Annotated in this window: 23 protein-coding genes; 8 read left to right on the top strand and 15 right to left on the bottom strand. The window is 57.4% G+C overall.

Annotated elements, in window-relative coordinates; all coding sequences use genetic code 11:
- Position 1: 1 nt before the first annotated feature.
- A complete protein-coding gene (locus ABWV79_RS10360; protein ID WP_353391788.1) occupies positions 2–1054 on the bottom strand; it encodes an extracellular solute-binding protein in 1053 nt (350 codons plus the stop codon).
- Positions 1055–1182: 128 nt separating this feature from the next.
- On the opposite strand from ABWV79_RS10360, the gene ABWV79_RS10365 reads away from it, so the two are divergent.
- Together ABWV79_RS10365 and ABWV79_RS10370 are read left to right on the top strand one after the other, a co-directional pair.
- Entirely contained in the window at positions 1183–1806 is a 624-nt protein-coding gene (locus tag ABWV79_RS10365; RefSeq protein ID WP_170356351.1) for a TetR/AcrR family transcriptional regulator, read from the top strand.
- A gap of 144 nt (positions 1807–1950) precedes the next feature.
- Positions 1951–2283: a YegP family protein gene (locus tag ABWV79_RS10370; protein ID WP_170356350.1), complete on the top strand. Its 333-nt coding sequence runs from the start codon at positions 1951–1953 to the stop codon at positions 2281–2283.
- 155 nt (positions 2284–2438) lie between these two features.
- On the opposite strand, the gene ABWV79_RS10375 is transcribed toward ABWV79_RS10370, so the two are convergent.
- The gene (locus ABWV79_RS10375; protein WP_353391789.1) at positions 2439–3851 is read right to left on the bottom strand and encodes an RtcB family protein; all 1413 of its coding nucleotides are present in this window, start codon (positions 3849–3851) and stop codon (positions 2439–2441) included.
- Between the two features lie 479 nt (positions 3852–4330).
- A complete protein-coding gene (locus ABWV79_RS10380) occupies positions 4331–5887 on the bottom strand; it encodes a vWA domain-containing protein (RefSeq protein ID WP_353391790.1) in 1557 nt (518 codons plus the stop codon).
- A gap of 173 nt (positions 5888–6060) precedes the next feature.
- Here ABWV79_RS10380 and rtcR point away from each other — a divergent pair, with 173 nt between their 5' ends.
- On the top strand, positions 6061–7629 hold the full coding sequence (gene rtcR, locus ABWV79_RS10385; protein WP_353391792.1) for an RNA repair transcriptional activator RtcR: 1569 nt from the start codon (positions 6061–6063) through the stop codon (positions 7627–7629).
- 60 nt (positions 7630–7689) lie between these two features.
- Here rtcR and ABWV79_RS10390 read toward each other — a convergent pair whose 3' ends face one another.
- Genes ABWV79_RS10390 through ABWV79_RS10400 form a run of 3 tightly spaced genes read right to left on the bottom strand, consistent with a single transcriptional unit; the run spans position 7690 to position 9586 of the window.
- Positions 7690–8109, bottom strand: a complete 420-nt coding sequence (locus ABWV79_RS10390) for a GlcG/HbpS family heme-binding protein (RefSeq protein ID WP_170527740.1) — start codon at positions 8107–8109, stop codon at positions 7690–7692.
- 11 nt (positions 8110–8120) lie between these two features.
- The gene (locus ABWV79_RS10395) at positions 8121–8573 is read right to left on the bottom strand and encodes a MaoC family dehydratase (RefSeq protein ID WP_353391793.1); all 453 of its coding nucleotides are present in this window, start codon (positions 8571–8573) and stop codon (positions 8121–8123) included.
- Positions 8570–9586 carry an aldo/keto reductase gene (locus ABWV79_RS10400; RefSeq protein ID WP_353391794.1) on the bottom strand — a complete coding sequence of 339 codons (1017 nt, stop codon included), beginning with the start codon at positions 9584–9586 and terminating at the stop codon, positions 8570–8572. The genes ABWV79_RS10395 and ABWV79_RS10400 overlap by 4 nt, the downstream gene beginning before the upstream one ends.
- Positions 9587–9744: 158 nt before the next feature.
- Between ABWV79_RS10400 and ABWV79_RS10405 the strand changes: the two genes are divergently transcribed.
- Genes ABWV79_RS10405 through ABWV79_RS10420 form a run of 4 tightly spaced genes read left to right on the top strand, consistent with a single transcriptional unit; the run spans position 9745 to position 13681 of the window.
- A complete protein-coding gene (locus ABWV79_RS10405; RefSeq protein WP_353391796.1) occupies positions 9745–10890 on the top strand; it encodes an acyl-CoA dehydrogenase family protein in 1146 nt (381 codons plus the stop codon).
- Positions 10887–11657, top strand: a complete 771-nt coding sequence (locus tag ABWV79_RS10410; protein ID WP_353391797.1) for a 3-ketoacyl-ACP reductase — start codon at positions 10887–10889, stop codon at positions 11655–11657. The genes ABWV79_RS10405 and ABWV79_RS10410 overlap by 4 nt, the downstream gene beginning before the upstream one ends.
- A gap of 9 nt (positions 11658–11666) precedes the next feature.
- Positions 11667–12815, top strand: coding sequence for a dihydrodipicolinate synthase family protein (locus ABWV79_RS10415; protein ID WP_353391799.1), 1149 nt, complete (start codon positions 11667–11669; stop codon positions 12813–12815).
- A 5-nt stretch (positions 12816–12820) separates the two neighbouring features.
- On the top strand, positions 12821–13681 hold the full coding sequence (locus ABWV79_RS10420) for a sugar phosphate isomerase/epimerase family protein (RefSeq protein WP_353391800.1): 861 nt from the start codon (positions 12821–12823) through the stop codon (positions 13679–13681).
- A 20-nt stretch (positions 13682–13701) separates the two neighbouring features.
- Here the strand turns inward: ABWV79_RS10420 and ABWV79_RS10425 are convergent, their stop codons facing one another.
- The 3 genes from ABWV79_RS10425 to ABWV79_RS10435 are packed head-to-tail and all read right to left on the bottom strand — an operon-like array spanning position 13702 to position 16382.
- Positions 13702–14013 carry a Dabb family protein gene (locus ABWV79_RS10425; RefSeq protein WP_353391801.1) on the bottom strand — a complete coding sequence of 104 codons (312 nt, stop codon included), beginning with the start codon at positions 14011–14013 and terminating at the stop codon, positions 13702–13704.
- Between the two features lie 24 nt (positions 14014–14037).
- Positions 14038–14802: an enoyl-CoA hydratase/isomerase family protein gene (locus tag ABWV79_RS10430; RefSeq protein ID WP_353391803.1), complete on the bottom strand. Its 765-nt coding sequence runs from the start codon at positions 14800–14802 to the stop codon at positions 14038–14040.
- A complete protein-coding gene (locus tag ABWV79_RS10435; protein WP_353391804.1) occupies positions 14802–16382 on the bottom strand; it encodes an acyl CoA:acetate/3-ketoacid CoA transferase in 1581 nt (526 codons plus the stop codon). Before ABWV79_RS10435 ends, ABWV79_RS10430 begins: the two co-directional genes overlap by 1 nt.
- A gap of 146 nt (positions 16383–16528) precedes the next feature.
- Here ABWV79_RS10435 and ABWV79_RS10440 point away from each other — a divergent pair, with 146 nt between their 5' ends.
- The gene (locus ABWV79_RS10440; RefSeq protein ID WP_353391805.1) at positions 16529–17347 is read left to right on the top strand and encodes an aldo/keto reductase; all 819 of its coding nucleotides are present in this window, start codon (positions 16529–16531) and stop codon (positions 17345–17347) included.
- A gap of 54 nt (positions 17348–17401) precedes the next feature.
- Here ABWV79_RS10440 and ABWV79_RS10445 read toward each other — a convergent pair whose 3' ends face one another.
- The 6 genes from ABWV79_RS10445 to ABWV79_RS10470 are packed head-to-tail and all read right to left on the bottom strand — an operon-like array spanning position 17402 to position 24598.
- Positions 17402–19000, bottom strand: a complete 1599-nt coding sequence (locus ABWV79_RS10445; RefSeq protein ID WP_353391806.1) for a GMC family oxidoreductase — start codon at positions 18998–19000, stop codon at positions 17402–17404.
- Positions 19000–20502: an aldehyde dehydrogenase family protein gene (locus tag ABWV79_RS10450; RefSeq protein WP_353391807.1), complete on the bottom strand. Its 1503-nt coding sequence runs from the start codon at positions 20500–20502 to the stop codon at positions 19000–19002. The genes ABWV79_RS10445 and ABWV79_RS10450 overlap by 1 nt, the downstream gene beginning before the upstream one ends.
- A 22-nt stretch (positions 20503–20524) precedes the next feature.
- Complete coding sequence (locus ABWV79_RS10455; RefSeq protein ID WP_170356334.1) at positions 20525–21082, bottom strand: cupin domain-containing protein; 558 nt, start codon at positions 21080–21082, stop codon at positions 20525–20527.
- A gap of 24 nt (positions 21083–21106) precedes the next feature.
- Positions 21107–22141 (bottom strand): zinc-dependent alcohol dehydrogenase, encoded by a 1035-nt coding sequence (locus tag ABWV79_RS10460; protein ID WP_170356333.1) that lies wholly within the window; start codon positions 22139–22141, stop codon positions 21107–21109.
- On the bottom strand, positions 22138–23079 hold the full coding sequence (locus ABWV79_RS10465) for an ABC transporter permease (RefSeq protein WP_170356332.1): 942 nt from the start codon (positions 23077–23079) through the stop codon (positions 22138–22140). The genes ABWV79_RS10460 and ABWV79_RS10465 overlap by 4 nt, the downstream gene beginning before the upstream one ends.
- Before the next feature lie 10 nt (positions 23080–23089).
- A complete protein-coding gene (locus tag ABWV79_RS10470; RefSeq protein ID WP_170356331.1) occupies positions 23090–24598 on the bottom strand; it encodes a sugar ABC transporter ATP-binding protein in 1509 nt (502 codons plus the stop codon).
- Positions 24599–24606: the final 8 nt, after the last annotated feature.

The following is a 24606-nucleotide window of genomic DNA, read 5'->3' on the forward strand; positions in this document are numbered from 1 at the left end:
TTCACTGCTGCAGAGTTTCCAGCCACAGATCCTGCATTTCGATGTCCAGATCTGCATCCGGTGCAGGGTAAAGCTGTGTCAACGCCAGATAGTCAGGCTGTTGATCCCAGCGCAGGATGTCTTTTTGTGCGTCGGTCAGAACGTCTCCGGCCTTGGCATTTGCGGGCATTCCCCAAAAGCACGAAGACGTCGCCAGACGGGCCTGCCCTTCGGGGCTGGTGATGTACTTGATGAACTCAACCGCCAGATCGGGGTTACTGGCCCCCTCGACCACGCCGATGGATTGCGCCCAGCGAACCGCGCCCTCCTTGGGGATGGTCCATGTCAGTTCCGGCTGTTCCGAGGCGAGCACGGCCGTCAGCCACTCACCCCCACCCACAACGATATCTACTTCGCCTGTCGCCAGTGCCGTTTGCGCCGCAACCACCCCCGCGACCGAGGCAGCTCGGCTTCGCATGGTTGAAAGGACACCATCGATCTTTGCCAAATCTCCCGCGCCAATTGCGTCCGTTGCAATGCCTTCGGCAATGGCGGCCAGCCCCATCACGGGCAGGTAGTAGTCATAGATCGAAATCCGCCCGTCATATTTCTCGGACCAGACAGTGCTCAGGCTTTCCATATCTGCGGGATCGACCTTGGCCGAGTTGTACGAGATCGTGTTGTAGCCAAATTTCTCAGTCACGGCATAGGTCACGCCGTCAACTGTGTTGTTTTCGGCCATGACAACTTCGGGGAAGTAATCCGCAGTCGAGACCGCGCCCTCGGGCAGCGGGGCCAGAACACCGGCCTCGACTGCGCGGAACACATCGATCCCGTCGACCACAAGCACGTCCCAGTCGCCGGGTCTGGATTGCTCCAGCAGCGCAAGTGCCGCCCCCGTTCCCTCGTATTCCCGCAGATTGACCTTGACGTTGTGCGTCGCCTCAAACGGAGCGATCAGTTCGGGATCGGTATGGTCGCACCACACCAGAGCATTCAGTTCGCCTTCGGCCCAGGCCGTACCAGCCATCAGGGCCAGCGCCGACGCACCAAGGATTTTACGTCCAATTTGCATTCGTTTCATCTCCTGTTGATTTCGGTTTGCCCTGTTTTTTTCCGGGTCTGTCACAAAAAACTTGAACAGCCTCACCTTTGTAGTCAACTCTAAACTTAGATTTATGCCAAACGAGGTCGTTTTTCCAAATGGCAGGATTAAGAGAGCGGCAAAAGGCGGCGCGCGAGCGGCGCATCCTGGAAGCTGCGTCTGCGAAATTCCGGTCACACGGGTATCGGTCCGTGAAAATCGAAGATCTGGCTGAGATGGCCGAGGTCTCGGTCGGCACTGTTTACAACTACTATGAAACCAAAGGGGACATCCTGATCGCCACGGTCGCCATGGAGGTCGAAGAGGTCATCACAGCGGGCGCGCCGATCCTGGCGAATCCACCTTTACGCGTCGAGGACGCGATCCTAGGTCTGATTTACCAGTATTACGACCACTCCCTCGAATATCTCTCGAAAGAGATGTGGCGTACGGCGATCGCGCACTCAATCGAGCACCCCAATACGCCAAGCGGTCGGCGCTATGCCGAGCAGGATCGCCGCCTCGCGGCACAAGTGACCGAGTTGATCGCCGCCCTGCAAGACCGGGGCCAAGTGCGCCAAAGCCTTGTTGCGTCGGACTTGGGTGCGCTGATCTTCAATGCCCTGAATCAGGCTTTCGTCGAGTTCGTCAAGAATGACGATATGACACTCGCGCAACTCAGAGATCAAATCGCGGCGCAAATCCTACCAATCGCTCATTTGATTGCGGTAAATTCTGATTAGACGGGCAATGCAATCGCGGCTCGTCTTTGATGAATCTCGGCTCTAGTCACGTGCAAACCCTGAATATCCTGAAAACTCTTGTTGCCGCGTTGCAAACGTAGCAACATCGCAAGCAAGGATTGCAATAGTATTAAGGGATATCACATGGCTGGCAAATTTGAGATTTACAAAGACAAGGCTGGAGAGTTCAGGTTTCGGCTGAAAGCCGGAAACGGTGAGATCATTCTGGCCAGCGAAGGCTATGTCCAGAAAGCAAGCGCCGAGAACGGTATTTCATCCGTCAAGACAAACGCACCAAGCGACGAAAGATTCGAACGCAAGGAAACCAAATCCGGTGGCCATATGTTCAATCTGAAAGCCAGCAATGGTCAGGTAATCGGCACAAGCGAAAGCTACACAACCACCTCTGCACGCGACAACGGGATCGAATCCGTTAAACGAAATGCACCTGACGCACGGGTTGAGGATTTAACCTAAATCAACTGCGACCCGCAGACGTTGGCCGGGCTGGTTATTACCCCAACCAGCTGGCTAAGCATAGCTGACTAGAGCTTTCGGGAACGACCGAGCTAGATACAAATGAGGGCTTCATCAAAATCCCGACCAACGCGTACAAATGACGAAGGCCGCAGCTACCTGCGGCCTTTCTTCCTGTTCATCCAGAAAGGCGGCACATCACCAGCCATGATACAGCCGTAGGGGTCGATATAGTCCTCGATCTCGGCCAGATCATAGGATTTGATCTGGGCCACAACGCTGTCCGCGCTTTTATAGCTGGACGGCAGTTCCGAGGCATCCACACCGCCGGCATGGAAGCGAATATCCAGACCTTCGGTTTCCGCCTTCAGCATCTCATCCGGCGTGACGGACCCCATCCGGCGCTTATGTTCGGAACGCGAGAAATTCCGCCCCGCCCCATGTGGGCTGAAGCCCAGACCGTGACCCGCATCCTTGCCGCGCACGACCAGCACCGGCTCGGACATGTTCAGCGGGATCAGTGTCAGCCCGGTCGCATCGGCGGCATAATCACCCCACGCTGGGGTTGCGCCCTTGCCATGATAGAACAGATCGCCCCGTTTGAAGACGAAGTTGTGTTCGTTCCAATACCGGTCCCCGACATCGCCCACACGCGCGACCTCAACCGTTGCTTGATGGATCGCGTTGTGGTTGGCTTTGGTCCATTTGCGGATCAGTTGCAGGGCATCCCAATAGTCGCGCCCTTCCTGCGTGTCAGCCGGAATCCAGGCGTTTTGCTTCGGCGTACCCGGCGACAGCTCCTTGCGGAAGCGATGCGCGGCGGCCATGCCGTTCTTATACAGAACTGCCCCCGGCCCGCGCGAGCCGTGATGGGTCACAATCGCCGTCCGCCCGGTTTTGCGCGACCGGCCGACAAACAGGAAATGGTTCCCGTCGCCTTGCGTCCCCATATGCTCCTGCGCCATGCGCAGCGATTTCGGGTTGTCCAGAAACGGATTTTCACGGAACGCATCCAGCAGCTTTAGCGAGGTTGTGAAGCGCTTGCCCTGCGGTCGACCGCCTGGTCCGAAATGCGTCACTGACTGCGCCGCATCCAGCACGGCCTTTGGGTCAGCATTCCCCAGATCGGTGATCATGACCGAGCAGCAAATGTCGGCCGAATGCATCCCGGGATGGATCGCATTGCGCGACGCCGCGACGCCGCCAACCGGGATCGTGCCGATCGGACCGGCCGGACAGGCATCGGGCATAATCGCCCCGGCCTCAATCGTCGGGGTCCGCATCAGCGCGGTCATCGTTTCGCGGACTTTGTCGACATTGTCTTCCTCATCCGGGTCACTGGCGTCGATATTCTCGTGAAACTGCACCTCACCGGGCGCGCGCAGGTCCATAGTTGGCGGGATCGGAGGGATCTCGCCCTCCAGCTCCTGCCGGATGCGCACCAGACCGAAGCCTTCGGCCCGCATCTCATTCGCGCGCGCCAGCAGGGCGGGGAATTGCTTGCTCGGGCGATGTCCCCAGTCTTTCAGGTGTTCGCCCGTTACGGGATCAAATGTGTTTTCCATCATCATATTCACTCAAATTCAGGCCCCGGCGACAAGTGGGGAAGAAACAGTTCGGGAGGCCCGCCCCGCATCTGAATGGGCAGATGCGTTTGCCGTCTGGGCGCCGGCACGGAGGGGAGTTGAACCCACTCGACCTATCCCTGGTTAGAGCCATGTAGTTCCTTCGGCATTCGCCGAGGGTGTCCTTTCGTTTTGGGTCTCGACGACAAGAGTTTGGTGAAACGCCCTGCTCTACCCGACTGAGCTACCGTCCGTCCCCCGTGGGGCTCGGACGAGCGGGATTCGAACCCGCGACCTGGAGATTCATAATCTGTAGTTCCACCGGCATTCGCCGAGACACGTCCATTTGTTCGGGTCAGACAGACAAGGGGTGGTGAGACAGCGCCCTCAACGGGCGCGGATCGGTAACAGCGATGTAGTCCCACCGGCATTCTGCCTGATGTTGTTCTGATGGCCGGGGCAGCGCACTGCCCGAGCCTTGTTTATATGTCGATCTTTTCGATCTCAGCGACCCAATGATCCGTGCCGCTTTGACCGCTGGCAAAAGCCGCGATCTGTCCATAGACCGCATCCGAGAACCCGCCGATATTCAACACATCGGCACGCGTCTGCGCCTGCGTGGTCCCGTATGGGGCGATGTCGATGCAGACCAGCTTTGCCTTCGGGTTGCGACGCTTGATCACCTCCCACTCCTTCAACATCGGCGTGGCCTGACCACCAGCGCGGGCATCCACCCACGACTGGTTGTCAGACACGAACACCACCAGGTTCGGTGCGCGACCACGCTTGTTCAGCCAGGCCAGCGGCGCGGAACAGTTCGTCCCACCTCCGGCCAGTGCGGCCAGACGCTCGGCATTGGTCAAGATCGTGTCGCGCGGCTCCAGACGCACATCACGCACGTCGAAATCGAACGGCAACACCTGACACCCGCGGTTCATCCGTTGGAAGGACGCCGCCACCAGCGCCGCCACATCCACATGCCGCACGGCCGAGGTCGCCCCCGGACGATACCCAGTCACGGACCACGTCATCGAACCCGACACGTCCGGGCACACAACCACCTGCCCCGCAACCTGCGGCACGTTCTGCACGGCGATCTCCATCGCGTCGTGCAGCGCGTCCGCGATCAGGCGCGGCATTTCCGGCACCACGTTTTGCGAGGCCACCATCAATTGGTACGGAAAGGCCCGTGCCTTGGCGATGGCTTTTGGGTCGCGCAACAAAGCAACCACGTGATCCACGTTGAGGGCCACGTCGAAAACGCCGTGACGCTGGAACGTGTTCAGGTTCTGCCGCACCATCTGCCACGAGCCCTTGCGCGCAATCCGCGCCCATTGGGCCTGCGTCAGCTCCAGTTGCGTCAACATCTGAAACGGCACATCCGGCAACGGACCCTTGCCGGTTTCCCGAAACGCGATCCAATCCCTCAGGGCCTGCGGCAGCCGTGCCAGATTGCACGGCCGCCCGACGATCCAGGCAAACAGCGCCTCCCGCTCGGCCGAGGCCGGTTTCGGGTGCACCATTTTGATCACGTCCGCCAAAGACGGGTCATTCCCGATATTGGCATTCAGCAGCGCTCGGTCAGACGCTGTGTTCAACCAGGTCTGCACCATCGCTTTCGGTGCCGACCCCAGAGATTTACGCCCCGTTTGACCCGACCGGATAACTTGCACGAACGTGCGCAGCATCTTGCCGTTATCGACCACACGAGCGAAAGCTGCCCGAAACAGAACCGGATCACGCCGGGCCAGAACAGCCAGCAAGACAGCGGGCATGTCCTTCATATATCCCGACTGACGGGCATAGATCGCAGCCTGCGCCAGGTACTTTGGCTCAACGGTTACAGCCACATCCAGAACGTATTCCAGTTCTTCCTGCGGCGACTGATAGAACATGCCTCCGAAGGTCCCGGTCACGGCGACCTGTGCCAGAGCATGGGCATCGGAATACGCATAAGCCGGAGCGCCATGAGCGTTCACTGCAGTTGCCTTTGGCAGCAACCGGCCCTTCAACGATGCAAACACGGATTTGTTCGCCATTTCCTTATCCTCATTGGTTTGTGAGGATGTTTTGGCACGGAACGGCTCACGATAAGAAAAGAAAAGAAAAACGTCGTATCTTATTGTTTTTAATTAATATTTATGACTATTGATGAAATAGACAACCAGCGTTACGATACAACAAGATCGTAAGATATAAATTTAGATAGACTATGAAAAACGTTGTCATTGGATTCCTAGGAACGCAGCTGGACATGGGCAAGAAGCGGCGCTGGAAACCGACGCCCAGCTTGACCATCCATGACCAATTCAACGTCGATCGGCTTGAGTTGCTGCACGACCACAAGTTCAATCGCCTCGCCCATCAGGTAAAACGCGAGATCGAAGAGCTGTCACCCCAAACCGAGGTTCTGTTGCGTCGTATGGACCTGGCCGATCCTTGGGATTTTCAGGAGGTCTACGGCAAGCTTTTCGACTTTGCCCGCGCCTATGGGTTCGACGAAGATCGCGAGCAGTATCACGTCCATCTGACCACCGGCACCCACGTGGCACAAATCTGTTGGTTTTTGCTTACTGAAAGTCGCCATATCCCCGCGCGACTGATCCAGACCGGGCCACCCGGACCGGATGACGCCATCCCTAAGTTCGACATCATTGACCTTGACCTCAGCAGGTACAACGCCCTGCAGCAGCGCTTCGACCAATTGTCACGCGAATACAGCGACCAATTGAAGGGCGGAATTGAAACGTGCAATCCGCGATATAACGCGCTGATTGACCGGATAGAGCTGATCGCCAGCAACTCGAACGAACCCATCCTGTTGCTAGGAGAAACCGGCACCGGAAAGACAGAACTGGCCCAGCGGATCTATAACCTCAAATTGGATCGGCGGCGGGTCAAGGGCCGGATGGTTCACGTCAATTGCGCCACATTGAATGGCCCCGATGCCATGGCAACACTGTTTGGGCAGCGGCGCAGTTTTACGGGTCAGGCAGGAACAGAACGCAGCGGGCTATTGCGTGAAGCGGATGGGGGTGTTCTGTTTCTGGATGAGATTGACGAACTTGGATGGAACGAACAATCAATCCTGTTGCATGCAATTGAAACGGGGCGGTTCTATCCTTTGGGCTCGGATCACGAGGTGTCCACCCGGTTTCAGGTCATAGCAGGCGCAAGCCGAGATCTGCGAGGGTTGTCCGCCGAAGGCGCTTTTCGCTCTGACTTGCTGGCTCGTCTGAATATGTGGAGCTTCACGTTGCCTGCGTTGCGCGACCGCCGCGAAGATGTCGAGGCCAATCTTGCTTTCGAACTGGGGCGGGCTGAACGGTCAATGGGTACTCAGGTCGGCTTCAATGTCGACGCACGCGACGCTTTCGTCCGGTTCGCCACCAACCCCGCGACTCCGTGGCCGGGAAACTTCCGCGATTTTAGCAGTTCAGTGAAACGGTTGTGCACCCTAGCGCCCAGAGGGCGCATAACGCGTTCCATGGTGACCGAGGAAATCCGGACCCTGCAATCTGACTGGCGCGCCTCGGCGCAGGATGCCGAGTTTGCATTGGTCAGGGATCTTCTGGGACCGGCGGTCGACGATATCGATCCGTTCGATCTGGCCCAACTGGCCAAGGTAATTCAAACATGCCGCAATTCGCCTAGCCTCAGCGCGGCAGGCCGCACACTATTTGCCGTATCCCGTCAAAAGAGGACAACCCAAAACGACGCAGATCGTTTACGCAAATACCTGCAAAAGTTCGGTTTGGAATGGGACGCATTATCGGCGTGAAAGACAGACGTGCCCGTGACTCTTTTGTTCGTGAATGTCCTGCGTGCAAACACTGCCGAATTATAGCCCAATAGACGCCAAGCCCGCTGTGGCGCATTTAACATCGTCAGGTCCGGCCGCCCCCGACACACCGATTGCACCTATCAACTCGCCATCCTCGCGGATCGGCAAGCCACCGTCCCAAGCACATAGACCCGGACGGTTGACCATGCCAAGGTTCAATTCGGCGCTGGACAACATACGCTTGGCGAATTCGGTTGTGGGTTTCCCCAACACAGCTGTTCGGGCCTTATCCATTGCGAAAGCCATAACGGCTGCGGGGGTTTTGTCCATGCGGCCCGCCGCGATCATATCCCCGTTCAGGTCGACCACGATCGCAGCGACATTCCACCCGTTTTCATCAGCAAACGCCAAGGCCGTTTGGACAGCCTTATTTGCCGCCATCTGGGAAATTACGCGCCTAGGGATCGAAACAACCATATCGCCTCCACCTACAGGTCAAAAATCAGATCATTGGTGCCCGATTGCACTATTTGATCGTGCTGATTGAACACACTGAACTGAAACGTGATGATGCCACGGCTTTGCGATGACGTCAGGCGTTTCGCGGTTACAGTCAACTCGGCTCTGATTTCATCTCCGGCAAAAACAGGCTGCTCAAAACGCCAGTTCCACCCAAGCGACGCCAGACCTGCCGGCTTCGCATCCGATTGAAACTTGAGCCCATCGACAACCGATAGCACCAACAGCCCATGAGCAACGCGGGCCTTATACCCAAGCCCGCGCGCCACGTCGTCGTCGATGTGCAAGGCGTATCTGTCTCCGGTCAGGTCAGCAAAGGACGATATCAAGTCCGTCGTGATAGTCGCAGAACCGGTTTTCATCACGTCGCCGACCTTTAGGTCGTTATACCCGTATTGCCCCGCTGAAAGCCCTTTGGTCATTGTGGAACAGGCGCGTCCTCGCGCAACAACCCTTTGGCTTTCAGATCCGCCCAGAAGGCAGCCGGAATGTTGTGGCTGAACCAGTTGAGATTCTGGTCCAGTTGTTCGACCGTGCGGGTGCCTGCCATAAAGGTGGGAACTGCCGGGTGCGCTACAACAAATTGCAATGCAGCGGCGGGCAATGGCACGTCGTAGTCTGCACAGACCGCCTCGATCTTGCGAACTTTTTCCATAATCTCGACCGGGGCTGGAGCGTAGTTATATTTGGCCCCGTCTTTGGCGCCCGTTGCCAGAATGCCCGAGTTGAAACCACCGCCTACAACCACGGCAGCGCCACGTTGTTCACACAAAGGCAGGAACTTATCCAATGCATCCTGTTCTAGCAGCGTGTAGCGCCCGGCCAACAGGAAACAGTCAAAGTCTCGCTGCTCGAGTGCGGCGTGGCAGACCTCCCATTCATTCACCCCAACGCCAATGGCTTTGACGACACCCTGATCGCGCAAAGAATCCAGTGCTTTCCAAGCCCCATCCATCGCCTGTCTGAACACCTCAGGCTGTTCGTCGCCGCGGGTAAAGACGTCGATATCGTGGATGAAGCAAATATCCATCCGCTCCAGCGCCATGCGCTGCAGGCTGTCCTCGAAGGATCGCATGACACCGTCATAGGTATAATCGAAATGCATCGTGAATGGGGCCGCATTGGTCCACGGTTCAAAATTGATATCACTGCGTTTGGCCGGTTTCAGAACGCGGCCAACTTTGGATGACAACACATAATCGTCCCGGTTCTTCCAGCGCAGGCTTTGGCCTGTTCGCAACTCCGAAAGTCCGTGGCCATACATTGGCGCGGTGTCGAAATACCGAACGCCTTTGTCCCACGAATGCTGGATCATCGCATCCGAAGTCTCTTCGTCGATCTCACGAAAGATGTTCCCGATGGGCGCGGTACCAAAGCCAAATGCGGTAACCTCCAGATCGACGCGGCCAAATTTGTTTTTTGTGTACGGATTCATGCAAGCCTCCTTAAAGCAAGCCTACGCCCGCCCAACTGCACTTCAAATAAGTAACTGTTTGGTTATTTATCGCAATCGACTGACGCGATCAACCCACTTGACGCAGCAGGGGTGCAACGCATATTAGTAACTGATTAGTTACATTATGGGGCGCAACTATGTTTCTCACGGAAACCCACATTCAGGTCCGGGACATGACCCGCCAGTTCGCCGACAATGTGATCCGACCACTGGCCGAAGAGCTGGATCGGGATTCCCGCTTTCCAGCCGAAATCTACGACCAAATGGCCGAGCTGGGCCTGTTTGGAATCTGCGTTCCAGAAGAAATGGGCGGACCCGGCTTTGACACGATCACCTACGCACTGGTGATGGAAGAGCTTTCGCGCGGCTATGCGTCCATTGCGGATCAGTGTGGATTGCTGGAGCTGGTCACCACCTTGCTGGTGCGCCACGGCACCGCGGACCAACAGGGTAAGTGGTTGGCTGACCTGCTGACTGCCAAATTGCGCCCCGCTTACTGTATCACGGAACCGGAGGCTGGCACGGATGTGTCCGGCATCCGAACAACCGCCGTACGCACTGGGGACAGCTGGGTTCTGAATGGCGGTAAAATCTGGATTCACAACGCGCCCGTGGCTGATCTGGGCTTTGTCCTTGCAAGAACGGATCCCGAAGCCGGTCATCGCGGCATGTCGATCTTTGTCGTCGATCTTCACGCAGCAGGTGTGACGCGGGGACCGAAAGAGATCAAGATGGGCCAGCGCGCCAGTCAGGTTGGCCCCTTGTCCTTTGACGATGTCCGACTACCCGCCGACGCATTGTTGGGCACTGAGGGGCGCGGGTTCCACATGATGATGAGCGTGCTGGACAAGGGTCGCGTCGGCATAGCTGCGTTGGCCGTTGGGATTGGTCAGGCTGGCTTGGAGGCCGCCACTGATTATGCCCAACAACGCAAGCAATTCGGCAAGCAAATTGCGGATTTCCAAGGCGTTCAATGGCTGTTGGCCGATATTGCCAAAGATGTTGAAGCGGCCCGGCTGCTGGTACATTCAGCTGCTTACAAGATCGACGCTGGGCTGGATGCGACCAAGGCGTGCTCGATGGCCAAGTGTTTTGCTGGGGATATGGCCGTGCAACGATCGTCGGACGCGGTGCAGGTGTTTGGCGGATCAGGTTATATCCGGGGGTTCGAAGTCGAGCGCCTTTACCGGGACGCCAAGATCACGCAAATTTACGAAGGCACAAATCAAATTCAGCGTATGATCATCGCACGAGAGCTATTGGCGAAAGGGGCCGCAGCATGACACCTCAGGCCGCACTTGTGACCGGGTCGTCCCGTGGGATCGGTTTGGCCGCTACGGTTGCACTGGCGCAGGAGGGGTTCTCGATCGCCCTGAACAGCCCCGTGGCGGATGACGAACTTGCAGCTGCCGCAGAAACCATTCGCGCCATGGGCGTACCGGTCGTCACGGCACCTTTCGACGTGTCCGATATCGGCTTGCACGATAGCAAGCTGGCGGATATCGAGGCAGAAATCGGCCCGCTTACGACCTTGGTAAACAATGCAGGCGTTGGTGTTATGCAACGCGGTGATCTTCTTGAAGTGACCGAAGAAAGCTATGATCGCTGCATGGCTGTGAATACCAAAGCGATGTTCTTTCTGTCGCAAGCCTTCGCCAAGCGGCTGCTAAGCCGCACGCGTGACGCCGACGCGTTCCACAGCATCGTTAATGTCACCTCATCCAACGCCGTGGCGGTGGCGGCCCCGCGTGCGGAATACTGCGCCTCGAAAGCAGCCGCTGCGATGATCTCGAAAACCTTTGCAGTGCGATTGGGCCAAGAGAATATCGCGGTCTATGACGTGCAGCCCGGGCTGATCTCAACCGATATGACCGCACCGGTGATCGAGATGTATGATCAGCGCGCCAAAGATGGCCTGACCCTGTTTCCCCGCGTCGGCCAGCCCGAAGATATGGGGCGCATCATAGCCTCTTTGGCCAGCGGCAAGCTTCCCTACACAACCGGACAGGCGATCTCGGCGGATGCCGGTATGCTGGTCCCTCGGTTCTAAGGTGTTTCGATGAAAATTCAGCTTCCCGATACAACCGGCGCTTTGCAGGACTATCACCTGACAGGCACGCCGGTTGCGCCCTCGAAACTGACGCCGAATTCCGCACGGGTGCTGTATTCTGCGGCGCATGTGGTTGCAGACCCGTTCGGCGACCACGACCCCACGGGTCCAGCCCATGTGGACTGGGAAAAGACGTTGGAGTTCAGACGCTATCTTGCAGATATGGGGATGGGCATTGCCGAAGCGATGGATACCGCCCAACGCGGCATGGGTCTGGACTGGACAGGCGCATTGGAACTGATCCGGCGCACCAAAGAGGAACTGCCGGATGCCTTGGTTGGGAATGGGTGCGGCACCGACCACCTTGATCCTGCAGATGCCAAGACGTTGGACGACGTGCGCCGCGCCTACCTGCAGCAGGTCGAAGCTATCCAAAAGATTGGCGGTCGCATTATCCTGATGGCATCGCGTGCGCTGGCCAGGGTTGCCAGGGGTGCAGAGGACTATATCTCGGTCTACAGCGATGTTCTGGCCGCCTGTGACGAACCGGTCATCCTGCACTGGTTGGGAGAGATGTTTGATCCACAACTGACCGGGTACTGGGGTTCCGACGCGTTTGAAGATGCGATGAACACCACTTTGACCGTTATCAGCGCAAATGCAGACAAGGTGGACGGGATCAAAATCTCGCTGCTAGACGCTGAAAAAGAGGTCATCATGCGTCGCCGCCTTCCCGCTGGCGTTCGGATGTATACCGGCGACGATTTCAATTACCCCGAACTGATCGAAGGTGATGATCAGGGATATTCTCATGCCTTGCTTGGAATCTTCGATCCACTTGCCCCAGCGGCCGCCTATGCGGTCAGCAAACTGAGCGAAGGTGACGCGGCAACCTTTCGCGCCACGCTGGACCCCACTGTGCCGCTAGCGCGTCATATCTTTCGGGCACCCACACAATATTATAAAACGGGCGTAGTATTCTTGGCCTGGCTGAACGGGTTTCAGGATCACTTCATCATGCTGAATGGGGCGCAGGCAACGCGGTCTCTGCCCTATTTTACTGACTGTTTTAAAATGGCTGACGAATGCGGTTTGCTGCGCGATCCCGATCTGGCAGTCGAACGGATGCGCCACATGCTGAAACTCTACGGGGTCTGATCCAGATGCGCGATTTCTCGCAGGATCATTCTGCACTCGCGCTGAATACCGCGACGCTGGGCCATAATCTGGACGGGTTTGGTGCGGGATGGTCACCCGAGCAGATCATCGACGCCTGTGCCGCGCGTGGGTATGGAGGCATCACCTTCTGGCGGCGAGAACTGGGCGGACGCGAGGCCGAGATCGGCGACAGGGTCCGCGCTGCCGGGCTGCAAGTGGTTGGCCTATGCCGGACTCCGTTCCTGACCGGACCACTGGCGCTGCCCTCGGACCAGCAGATCATGGATGACTTTTACCTCTCCATCGATCAGGCCGCAGGGCTTGGCACGGATGTCCTAACCATTGTCACGGGCGGACCAGAGCCTGGCACCAAGGGCGTTCTGGACAGCCAGAAAATCCTGGCGGACCGCGTCGCACGGGCCGCAGCTTATGCGGCCGACCGCGGCGTAAACCTGGCGCTTGAGCCGCTGAACCCCGCCACCGCGGGCAACCGCACTTGCCTGATGACAGCAGCAGATGCTTTGAATGTCTGCGATGCGATAGGCGCACCGAATGTGGGCATTGCCGTCGACGTTTATCATGTCTGGTGGGACACCACACTGGCCGATACATTGGCGCGACGCGCGAACGGGCGCATTCTGGGCTATCACCTGTGTGACTGGCTGGCCGATACCACGGATATCCTGCTGGATCGCGGCATGATGGGCGACGGTGTCGCGGATCTTCGGGCCCTACGCTCCGCTGTAGAACACGCAGGCTACAAAGGGTTGTGCGAAGTCGAGATCTTCTCGGCCGGCAACTGGTGGAAACGCGACCCAAACGAGGTATTGGACGTAATCGTGGACCGGTTCCGCACCTGTTGCTGACCTTGGTTTAGCCGCGTCTTCTACACCTCGATATCACACACGAATACACCGTCCGGGCCATTGACTGTTTTGGCCACGATCCGGCCTCCGACCTCCTGATGCGCAGGGTCGACCAGATAAACATCGCGCACGGACTCGTCGCGGAAGTCAAACCAGAACATGTCATTGAAGCCCCGCACCAGATCGGTCTCGACCGACACATTGCTTCGGCTTTGAAAATCCAGAATGCCCTCGATATGACCCGAAAGACCGGCCAGATCCCGATAGAGCGTGGCCTTTTCTTCGTCGGACACGTCGTCCTCAAAGCGCAGGTGAACAAGGTGACGTATCATATTTAGGCCCTCATGATTTGATGCTTACCAGAAATCAGGTTTTTTGCGATCCTTGAACGCGGCCAAACCGGTTTTCAACTCGGGTTGGACGGCGGCGATCCGACCTGCCAGCGCTTCGAAAACACGCTCACGTTCCTCGCCCTCAGCGGCGTTGATCAGCATTTTTACAAGCTCTGTCGCCACCGGCCCTCGATGGCGCATCCGGTTGGCCAGCTCATCCGCAGCGGAAAGGCCGTGCCCTTTTTCGACGACCTGATCCACAATCCCCGCGGTCAACGCATCATGGGCCGAGAGCTGCTCGCCGAACAGCGCCATGCGCCGGACAAGCTGGGCACCGAACCGCCGGACCGCGCGCTGAGTGCCGGACCAGCCGGGAATGATCCCCAGCCCCGGTTCAGGCTGTCCGATCTGAATGTGATCCTCGGCAATGCGGTAATCGGCGCACGCCGCAAGTTCCAGACCACCGCCCAAAACATGCCCGTTCAACACCGCAATCACAGGCTGTCGCAGCCGCGTCAGGGCATCCAGCGCCTGATGCCCATCGCGGAGCCAATGGCGGCCGAAGGTGTCCGCCGATTGGCTGGACCACGCGTCGATATCGCCCCCTGCGCAAAACGCCTTTCCCGCACCGGTCAGGATCACAACATGCGCGTCCTGGGTGTGTTCGATCTGACGGCACAGCGCCATGAGCGCATCCATCATCGCCTCATCCATGGCGTTCAGGCGCTCGGGGCGGTTAAGGGTCAACCGCGCGATGCCGTCCCGAATATCCAGAAGGAAATGCTCCATTAGCCCGCCGCGAGTTGCAGGCCCATCAGGGCCGGGTCAAACAGGGCCGCGTCCATCCGGACAAGGTCATCTGAAACTAACAAGGGTGTCGCCGCCTGATCCAGAATATCGCGTTGCAGGTCCAGCCCGGGCGCGATCTCGGTCACCATGAGGCCCTTTTCGGTCAGCTTGATCACGCAGCGCTCGGTCACGTATGTCACGTCCTGCCCCTGCATCTGTGCCCGCTTACCTGAAAATGAGATTTGATCGACCTCATCCACAAACTTGGCCACTTTCCCCTCTTTCAGAATTTTCAGCTGACCATCCTCAATTGTCATCTTGGCTCCTGCGTTGAAGTTGCCAGAAAAAACGATCTTGCGCGCCCGCGCTGTGATATCCACGAACCCTCCTGCTCCGGCGGTCCGGTGCGGAATGGCTGACAGACGCGAGACGTTGACCGAGCCGTGTTTGTCCACCTCGAGGAAAGACAGCAGCGAGGCATCAAACCCGCCCGCCTGGAAATAACAGAATTGATGTGGCGACGGCACAAAGGCCTCGGCATTGGCGGAACAGCCAAATTTGAAATCCAACAATGGAACCCCGCCAACCGCGCCCTGCTCGATCATCCATGTGACCGAGCCATGCAAACCCTCTTCGACCAGAATACGCGGAACGTTGGCCGAGATGCCGAACCCGATATTTACGGCCCAACCATCCTTCAACTCTTTCGCAACGCGGCGCGCTATGACTTTCCCGACATTGAAATCGGCCGTTCGAAAGCTTTCGATCGGGCGGGTCAATTCGCCCGAAATTGCCGGGTCGTATTCCGTAGCCGTGGTCTGTAACTGGTCGGGCGCTTCGACAATCGCGTCGATCAAAATACCGGGTACGTGCACGTCATGTGGTCGGATACTTCTTGCCGCCGCGATGCGTTTGGCCTGAGCAATCACCACGCCACCGTTGTTGCGCGCCGCCAGGGCCATCTCCATCGCGCCCAGATAGGCCCCCTCGTGTTCGAAACTCAGGTTACCTTTTTCATCGGCTGTGGTAGCCCGAATAATCGCCACATTCGGCGCCATTGATTTGAAATACAGCCAGTCTTCGCCTTCGAACTCCATCCGTTTCACGATGGGCTCGGCACGGGCAGCGGCGTTCATTGCGCAGCCCTCGATCTCGGGGTCAACAAAGGTTTCCATACCAACTTTGGTCAGGACACCCGGACGTTTGGCGGCAGCCTCGCGCAGCATATCAAAGATAATACCCGACGGTACGTTATACGCGCGCACCTGTTCGCCCGTGATCATCTGCCAGACAAGCGGCGGTTCCGCATTGCTCGGCCCCGATGGGTAAGAACCACCAATGATCCGACTTAGCAGACCCGGTTTGGCAATATGATCTACCCCCTTCGTGCCAAAAAAGTCACCTGCAGCTATGGGATGAATGGTCGTCAGATTTGTTGGCGCACCCTCTTCATCAAAGCGCTCGCCAAGGCCTTTCAGAACTGCATCCGGACAACACAAACCACTTGAAGAATTCACCGCGACCGTCGCACCATCGGGTACAAGATTTGCCGCTTCGCGTGCCGTCATCTGCTTGCTCATGCGATCCTCACGAAAGTAACTAATTGGTTATAAGTTATGCCTTCAGGTGCACCGAAAAGCAACAAAAATAACCAAAACAAGGGAATTGACCGAACCTCAAGTAACTAATAAGTTACTTACTGAGTTTGTTCTTTGGGAGGATCACCGTGAACATCTATTTTCAAAACACTTATCAGCGTACCTTCGGCACATTCCCCCTGACCGGAGCAGAACTTCGCGATTCGATGGCGATTGCAGCCGAGATCGGGTATCGGTCCTTTGACACCGCTCAAATGTATGAAAATGAAAAGGAAACCGGTGACGCGCTGGCCGAAATTAGCCTGAAACGAGATGAAATGTGCGTCACGACCAAAGTGCATCCGGACAATTTCAGTGACGACGCGTTCCTGCCATCCGTGGAAGAAAGCTTGAAGAAGCTTCGCCTTGATTACGTGGACGTCCTGCTGCTGCACTGGCCACCTATAGGGGGTGACATCGCGCCATCTTTGAAATTGCTTGAACAGGCTCATGCAAAGGGTCTGGCAAAGAACATCGGCGTCTCAAACTATACCGCGCAGATGATGCGAGACGCAGTCAAGATAATCGAAACACCGATCGTGTCCAATCAGGTCGAATTTCACCCGCTGCTGAACCAAGATGTGCTTCTGGCAGCCGCCTCTGAAACGGGCATCCCTTTGTCGTCCTATTGCTCAGTGGCGCGTGGAGAGGTTTTCAAGCACCCGATTTTTGCCGAGATCGGTCAAGGCTACGGAAAAACCGCCGGACAAGTCGTGTTGCGTTGGATTTTGCAAAAGGGTGTTCCGATCAACACCATGTCTACAAAACGCGCCAACATTCAGGCCAATTTTGACGTGATGGATTTCATCTTGTCCAACGTCGATATGGATCGGATCGACGCCATGACCCAGGTAGGTTATCGGATCGTCACCGAGGACTTGGTGCCTTGGGCCCCCGATTGGGACTAAAGAAAAAAGCGGCGCCCATTCAAGGCGCCGCCAGTTCGGGGAGGTAAATCGATTTCAGTGATTGCCCCGGATCATGTCCGCCGCTTTTTCGGCCATCATGATCGTCGGTGCGTTCGTGTTAGACCCAATCAGGCTGGGCATAGCTGAACTGTCGCAGATCCGCAGCCCGTCAATCCCGCGCACCCGCATTTGCGGGTCAACGACAGCCATCTCATCCACACCCATTTTACAGGTACATGTCGGGTGATAAGACGTCCGGCCATATTGGCGGGCATAGGCCTCGTACTCGGCCTGTGTTTTCACAGTGTCATCCGGGAAGTGGATCTTACGAATATAGTTTTGCAGACTCTTCTGCCGGAAAATCTCGACACTGTGTTTCACCCCTTCGACCGAGATTTTCAGATCATCCGGGTGACCCAGGAAATTGGGATCGACCAGCGGCATATCCTCGACCTTGTTTGACCGCAGGCGCACTGTCCCACGGGCCTTGGGACGCACAGTGTATGAGTTCAGCGTGATGCCTGAGCTGCCCTTGGGCACACTGGGCACCCCGGCCTCGGCACCGGCACCTGCAAGGAAATGAAATTGCAAATCCGGCACGGGGGCCGTGTCGTCGCCATACCAAAACGCCCCGCCCTCAACCACGTTCGAGGCCACTGGCCCCGATCCGAACAGGTAATACTGTATTCCTGCCCAAGCCGCCCAATGAGGCTTGTTGTACCTGTCCAGACTATAATGCCCGTTTAGTTCGGCCACGATATCGATGCCGAAATGGTCATTCAAGTTCTCACCCACTCCGGGCAAATCTTGTTTAACCTCGATCCCGTGCTCGCGCAGATGCACGGCGGGGCCGACACCCGACAGCATCATCAGCTTGGGTGTTCCGATCGCGCCCGAAGTGACCAGCACCTCCTGATCCGCCGATGCGGTTTCAACCTGTCCGCCCTGATCAAATTCCACTCCGGTCGCCCGCCCATTTTCGATGACAATCCGATGCACCTGACATCCTGTCTTGACCGTCAGGTTCCCGCGCGACATCGCCGGTTTCAGATATCCCACAGCAGCCGAGCATCGTTTAGCATTCCAAGTGGTCGTCTGGTAAACGCCTGCACCTTCCTGAACCGCCCCGTTGAAGTCGGGGTTATACGGGATGCCTGCCTCTTGGCACGAGCGTACAAAGGCGCGGGTCATCTCTTGCGGGTCCGGGATGTTGGACACACCCAAAAGCCCTTCGGTCCCGTGCCAGTCTCCGGACAGGATTGCATTGCGTTCGGACCGAATGAAGTACTTCTGGATGTCCTTGAAGGCCCAGCCTTCGCACCCTTCCTCATTGGCCCAACGGTCATAGTCGACCGGGTTGCCGCGCGTGAACACCTCGGCATTGATCGAGCTTCCACCACCGATCACCCGGCCCTGAGCATAGGGGATCTCGCGGTTATTGGCGTTGACTTGCGGGACGGTGTTAAAACCCCACGTATGCGGCCCGTCCGTCATCTTGGCAAAGCCCACAGGCATGTGGATCAACGGGTGATTGTCCTTTCCGCCGGCCTCCAGCAGCAGCACCCTGACGGCGCCGTCTTCGGTCAGGCGATTGGCCAAAACACAGCCCGCTGATCCGCCGCCAACGATGATATAGTCAAATCCGTTTGCCATTACTCTACCCAATGCGACCGCTTGCCGATCTCGACATGGATCGACTTGATCTGCGTATATTCCTCAACGCCGTGCATCCCAGCCTCTCGGCCCCAACCAGATGCTTTGAACCCGCCAATCGGCAGTTCGGGCCCCCCAGCCAAAGTTGTGTTGACCCAGAACCGTCCGGCCTGAACGCGACGAGAGATGGTCAGTGCCTTGTCGATATTCTTGGTCCAAACACTTGCCGCCAGACCGTATTCAGTATCGTTGGCAATCGAGATCGCTTCGTCAATCGTATCAAACGGGATCACAACCAGAACCGGGCCGAAAATCTCTTCGCGCGCTATGGCCATGCCGTTGGTCACATCAGTGAATACCACCGGGTCGATATATTGCCCGCCCGAGATTTCGGGCGTTCCGCCCCCGATCAGCAGGGTCGCGCCCTCTTCCTGACCCTTGGCGATGTAGGACAGAATGGTGCGGTTCTGCGCGTCTGTCGTGATCGCGCCCGCCTGGGTGCGCTCGTCCAACGGATCGCCCACGCGAACCTTGCGCAGTTTGTCAGCGACCATGCCTGCAAACTTTTCTGCAATCGAGCGTTCGACCAAAAGGCGCGCACCGGAAACGCAACACTGGCCGGTGTTGAACGCGATGCCGAAGGCCACACCATCGGCTGCATCTTCAAGGTCCGCATCAGCAAAGACAATCTGCGGGTTCTTACCGCCCAGTTCCAACCCCAGCTTTTTAAAATTGCTCTGCCCCGCCGCCGCAACGACCGAGCGGCCAACAGCGGTCGAGCCGGTAAAGGACAGCATATCCACATCCATGTGTTCCGCCAGCTTCTGGCCGATCACGCTGCCTGATCCGGTGACCACATTGAACACACCATCCGGCAAGCCCGCCTCGGACAGGATTTCGGCCAACAGCAGAGTCGTTGCGCTTGTCACTTCAGAGGGTTTTGCGACAATGGTGCAACCAGAGGCCAGAATATACGGCACCCGCTCGCACAGGATGAGGAAAGGGAAGTTCCAAGGCGTGATCAGACCGACAACGCCAACCGGCTCACGGGTGACAATGCCCAACGCGCCATCGCCGCTGTTGTTGAAACTCTCCCCATGCAAAGCTCGCGCCAGACCGGCAGCGAATTCGAACATACCAACGCAACCGCCAATCTCGCCCCGCGCCTGCGCGATGGGCTTGCCGTTCTCCAACGTTTCCCAATAGGCGATCTCATCGGTGCGCTGGCGGATCAGATCGGCCGCTTTCAATAAAACAGCCGCGCGGTCCGACCCGGACAACCCGCACCAGCGGCGATCATCGAACGCCGTGCGCGCCAATGCGACGATCTCGTTCAGATCATCCTCGGTACAGCGCGGGATGCGCGTGACCGGCACGCCATGACCCGGCGAGGACCGCTCGAACACGTCGCGATCACCGGCGGGAACCCATTTGCCGTCCATGAAGAACCCAAATTCACGGGGCTCGGAAGGCGGTGTAAGTATCTGTGCGTTTTGGTCCATTGTTGGGGCTCCGAAAAATGCGTCAGGCTGAGGCGTCCAGGCCATCGCGGAAATCGTTCCACCCACCATCCACCGAGGACGGCGCGTCATGCCATTGGTGCAGAATTTCACCGGTCGCAGGGTCTTTATCCGGAATCGGCAGCATCATGATCCGTTTGGCGGCCGCCTGGAACATTTCCGGAGTCAAAAAAGCCTCTTGAATATTGTCCCAGTCGCGGCCCCCGGCGTAACCGCCACACATCATGATGTCGTCGGATCGTCCGACCATCTCATGACTGACACCCGCAGGCATGACGATAACATCGCCAGCCTCGATCCGGACCCGAGTCCAACCTTCCACAGATAGGTTAAACTCCATCCAGCCTTGCGCACATCCCAGACATTCATGAGATGTCGAATGGAAATGCGGGTACTCGTAAACGCCCGGGTATTCCCAGTTGTTGCCCCAGCCATTTGCGCGGAACCGGGCCTTGACGGCATCCACGCCGCCACCTGGGATCGCTCCTCGATGGATCAGCAGGGGAAAACGGCTGTTTGGGATCATGCCTTCTGGTTTGGATGTATAGACTTCGACGGTCATGCTGAGCTCCTCCCTCTCTGGCGTTTACGTCATCGTTATTTGGGTTTTCAGATCAGTCGGACGATCCTGGAAACTGTCGAAGGCTTCCTGAATGCGATCCAGCGGATAAATCGCTTGGATAAAGCGTTCAGTTTTTATCCGACCGTGGGTCAACAGGGTCAGCGCGTCATGCATATCCTGCCCCATCCCAGCGACAGAACCTTTGATCGAATTCTCTTGCAGGATGGTTTGCAGGATATCGACAGGCAGGGTCTCTCCTGCACCAGTCAGTCCAAAGGCCGCGATATGACCCCCTTTTCGAGCCAGTTTGGTGGCCTGTTTATAAAGAGCAGGCAGGCCAACGCTTTCGATCACCACATCAGCACCGCGCCCATCCGTATGATCCCTGACCACCTGTTCCAGTTGGTCTGGATCGGTGACACCAACATCCGCTCCGACCTCGAGCGCCATGTTCACACGCGCCTTGGACAAATCCGCAACGATGATCGGCGCCGCCCCGATCGTGCGCAAGAGTTGTACGTGCAGGTTACCGATGGGGCCCGCGCCCAGCACCACGACCGACTGGCCGAATGTGATGTTGGCTTTACGAGCACAGCGCACAACACAGGCCAAAGGTTCGGTCAACGCCAACACTTCGGCAGCTGTGTCCTGCGGAGCTGGAATAACAAGGCGCGCGGGGACGCAGATGTATTCGGCAAAGGCGCCATCCATGGTGATACCCATCTGCTGCATCTCGGGGCAGTTCAGGATTTCATTCCGGCGGCACCAATAGCATGTGCCGCAACCGATATTCATATCGACCACAACCGGCGCACCAACCGTCAGGCCGGCTACGCCTTCGCCCAACTCGGCAATTGTGCCCGTAAATTCATGACCGGGTATCAGGGGCAGGCTGTCGGCCGCGTAGTGGCCGTTAAAGATATGCATGTCGGTCCCGCAAATCCCGACCCGTATGATGCGAACCAGAACTTCACCCCGGCCTGGGTTGGGGCGTGCGACGTCAGTGACCTCGAACCGACCGGGTTCGGTCAGCACCGCCGCTCGCATGGTCGGGGTCATTTCACAACCCTCAGCTTGGTTCGGTCGATGGTCAGTGCGATGGCCACAATCAGAATAAGGCCAAACACCATCTGCTGTTGCGTCGCGTCGACCTCAAAATAAAGCATCGAAGACCGGATCACAGCCACGATCAGAGTGCCAATCAGGGTGTTGATCACTCCGCCCACACCACCTGTCAGCGGTGTCCCACCCACCAAAACCGCGACGATCGCAGGCAGCAGGAACCCGTTTGCCAGAGTGGGAGAGCCTCCGGACAATTTCACCGCAAACAGCAAGCCCGCAATCGCCGCCAGTCCACCGGACAGAGCGAACGCCATGATCTTGATGCGATTGACATTCAGGCCCGAGGCCACGGCGGCAGGTTCCCCCGCCCCCACAGCCTTGAGCGCACGGCCAAAGGTGGTGCGTGATTGCAGGAACCATGCACCCAGAACCAACGCGGCGGCGATGAACAATTCGCTGGGGATGCCCGCCAGCGATCCGGTCATCCAACCAAAGGTCGAATCCCGAAGCGAAGCGTCCATGAACAGCGCGCGCTGCCCTGACATGTATTGTGCGGCGGAAAAGGCGATGCCGCCAACCGCAAGGGTCGAGATAAAGGACGGCACAAATAGACGCGTCGTGACAAAGCCCGAAACCCCGCCCAGAACCACACCGGCTAGAATGCAGATCAACGCGGCACCAATGCCAAAGGTTGGCAAGGCAATCGTGGCCACGACTGTGGTCATGTTGGCAACCGACTGCGCAGACAAATCTATCCCGCCGATATAGATCGCGAACGTCATGCCAAGCGCCATGATGAACAGCGGCACGATATCCGCCGCCATCGAAATCAAGTTGGAAGGGCGCAAAAAGTTGGAATCTGCAGCCCCGACAACCAGAACCAGAACCAACAGAGTGATCCAGGGCAAATGCGGTTTGATACGTTCAAAACTCATGTGTTCGCCCTCAGATCATGTGATGGACAAGGTCATACAGCGACGGTTTGTCCCCTGGGCTGCAATCGAAACGTTTCTGGGCGATACCGTCCTTCAGGACGATGATCGTGTGGCTGAGGCCAATGGCCTCTTCCAAAGTGTCAGCGACCAGAATGATGCCGACGCCGTCATCCGACATCTCGCGTACCATGTCATAGACATCTTCTTTGGCGCCGATATCCAGACCGCGCGTCGGGTGATCCAGCAGGATGATATCGGACCCGGCCGAGCGCCATTTGGCCAGCACAACCTTTTGCTGGTTGCCGCCCGACAACCCGCCACAATCCTTGTAGACATCTGGTGTCTTGATCGCCAAACGATCGATCCATTGGCGAGCCAGCGTTTTTTCCTCACCAATCCGCAACACGCCCGAATTGGCATAGTTTCCCATCTGGCTGAGCGTCATGTTTTCGTAAACACTCATTCCTGCGACGATCCCTTCAACCTTGCGTTCGCGAGGGATGTAACCAACGCCGTTTGCGACCCCGACTTGCGCGTTGAATTTGCTGACGGGCACGCCCTTGATGCTTACGGCACCGGTAGATGGAGTTTCGAGCCCAAAGATCGTGCGCAAGATCGCCTCGCGTCCCGAGCCTTCGGTACCGACCAGACACAAAACCTCGCCGGGGCGCAGATCGAATGAAATGTCCGAGTACTTTCCCGTTGCAGTCACGTTCTGGAAGGCAACCAGCGGCTGTTCCTCAACCTGATAAGGTTTTTGCTTCTGCTCGCGGTAATATTCCTTGTCGACATCGCGCCCGACCATCTTGTGTTGGATCGCATCAACATTCGCATCGTCATGGGCGACGACGTCTACAACTTCGCCGTCTTTCATCACATAAATACGGTCGGACAGGTCCAGAACCTCGTCCATTCGGTGGCTGACAAAGATGAACGACGCCCGTTTTGTCAGCTCACGCACAAGCGAGAACAACAACTCGACCTCTTCCTTTGCCAAAACTGAGGTTGGTTCGTCCAGCAGGATGACCAGATCGCCGTCGATCCGTTCTTCAAGGGTCAGCACCTTGGCCAGTTCCACCAGCTGGCGCTGTGCAAAGGATAGTTTCGACGTTGTCATCGCCGGATCGATGTCCAGTTTGACCTTAGCCAGTTGCTTGCGCGCGGCCTCTGCCATGGCTTTCCAGTTGATAACGCCGTAGCTCACGAATTGCTGCTCGAACCCCAGAAAGATGTTCTCCATCACGGTCAAGTTGGTTATCAGCGATTGTTCCTGAAACACCATGCCGATACCGTGATCCATCGCCTGACGCGGGTTCTGGAACCGAACCTTAGTGCCGTCGATGGTGATGTCGCCGCCGTCGGGTTGGTATGCCCCATAGATGACCTTCATCAGGGTGGATTTGCCCGCACCGTTTTCGCCAACGAGGCCCACGATCTCGCCACGCCCGATCTTGAAGTCCACGGATTTCAGAGCATGGACGCCGGGGAATTTCTTGTCGACATTGATCAGTTCGTACATCTGCCCGC

It is taken from the genome of Ruegeria sp. HU-ET01832, from assembly GCF_040371315.1.
GTDB lineage: Bacteria > Pseudomonadota > Alphaproteobacteria > Rhodobacterales > Rhodobacteraceae > Ruegeria > Ruegeria lacuscaerulensis_A.

Bases quoted from the DNA above. Each gene is read 5' to 3' on its own strand.
- ABWV79_RS10460 (WP_170356333.1), bottom strand. From the start codon at position 22,141: ATGACCCCGACCATGCGAGCGGCGGTGCTGACCGAACCCGGTCGGTTC.
- ABWV79_RS10370 (WP_170356350.1), top strand. From the start codon at position 1,951: ATGGCTGGCAAATTTGAGATTTACAAAGACAAGGCTGGAGAGTTCAGG.
- ABWV79_RS10470 (WP_170356331.1), bottom strand. From the start codon at position 24,598: ATGTACGAACTGATCAATGTCGACAAGAAATTCCCCGGCGTCCATGCT.
- ABWV79_RS10445 (WP_353391806.1), bottom strand. From the start codon at position 19,000: ATGGCAAACGGATTTGACTATATCATCGTTGGCGGCGGATCAGCGGGC.
- ABWV79_RS10375 (WP_353391789.1), bottom strand. From the start codon at position 3,851: ATGATGGAAAACACATTTGATCCCGTAACGGGCGAACACCTGAAAGAC.
- rtcR (WP_353391792.1), top strand. From the start codon at position 6,061: ATGAAAAACGTTGTCATTGGATTCCTAGGAACGCAGCTGGACATGGGC.
- ABWV79_RS10450 (WP_353391807.1), bottom strand. From the start codon at position 20,502: ATGGACCAAAACGCACAGATACTTACACCGCCTTCCGAGCCCCGTGAA.
- ABWV79_RS10430 (WP_353391803.1), bottom strand. From the start codon at position 14,802: ATGGAGCATTTCCTTCTGGATATTCGGGACGGCATCGCGCGGTTGACC.
- ABWV79_RS10360 (WP_353391788.1), bottom strand. From the start codon at position 1,054: ATGCAAATTGGACGTAAAATCCTTGGTGCGTCGGCGCTGGCCCTGATG.
- ABWV79_RS10435 (WP_353391804.1), bottom strand. From the start codon at position 16,382: ATGAGCAAGCAGATGACGGCACGCGAAGCGGCAAATCTTGTACCCGAT.
- ABWV79_RS10420 (WP_353391800.1), top strand. From the start codon at position 12,821: ATGCGCGATTTCTCGCAGGATCATTCTGCACTCGCGCTGAATACCGCG.
- ABWV79_RS10425 (WP_353391801.1), bottom strand. From the start codon at position 14,013: ATGATACGTCACCTTGTTCACCTGCGCTTTGAGGACGACGTGTCCGAC.
- ABWV79_RS10405 (WP_353391796.1), top strand. From the start codon at position 9,745: ATGTTTCTCACGGAAACCCACATTCAGGTCCGGGACATGACCCGCCAG.
- ABWV79_RS10400 (WP_353391794.1), bottom strand. From the start codon at position 9,586: ATGAATCCGTACACAAAAAACAAATTTGGCCGCGTCGATCTGGAGGTT.
- ABWV79_RS10415 (WP_353391799.1), top strand. From the start codon at position 11,667: ATGAAAATTCAGCTTCCCGATACAACCGGCGCTTTGCAGGACTATCAC.
- ABWV79_RS10395 (WP_353391793.1), bottom strand. From the start codon at position 8,573: ATGACCAAAGGGCTTTCAGCGGGGCAATACGGGTATAACGACCTAAAG.
- ABWV79_RS10465 (WP_170356332.1), bottom strand. From the start codon at position 23,079: ATGAGTTTTGAACGTATCAAACCGCATTTGCCCTGGATCACTCTGTTG.
- ABWV79_RS10380 (WP_353391790.1), bottom strand. From the start codon at position 5,887: ATGGCGAACAAATCCGTGTTTGCATCGTTGAAGGGCCGGTTGCTGCCA.
- ABWV79_RS10410 (WP_353391797.1), top strand. From the start codon at position 10,887: ATGACACCTCAGGCCGCACTTGTGACCGGGTCGTCCCGTGGGATCGGT.
- ABWV79_RS10455 (WP_170356334.1), bottom strand. From the start codon at position 21,082: ATGACCGTCGAAGTCTATACATCCAAACCAGAAGGCATGATCCCAAAC.
- ABWV79_RS10390 (WP_170527740.1), bottom strand. From the start codon at position 8,109: ATGGTTGTTTCGATCCCTAGGCGCGTAATTTCCCAGATGGCGGCAAAT.
- ABWV79_RS10365 (WP_170356351.1), top strand. From the start codon at position 1,183: ATGGCAGGATTAAGAGAGCGGCAAAAGGCGGCGCGCGAGCGGCGCATC.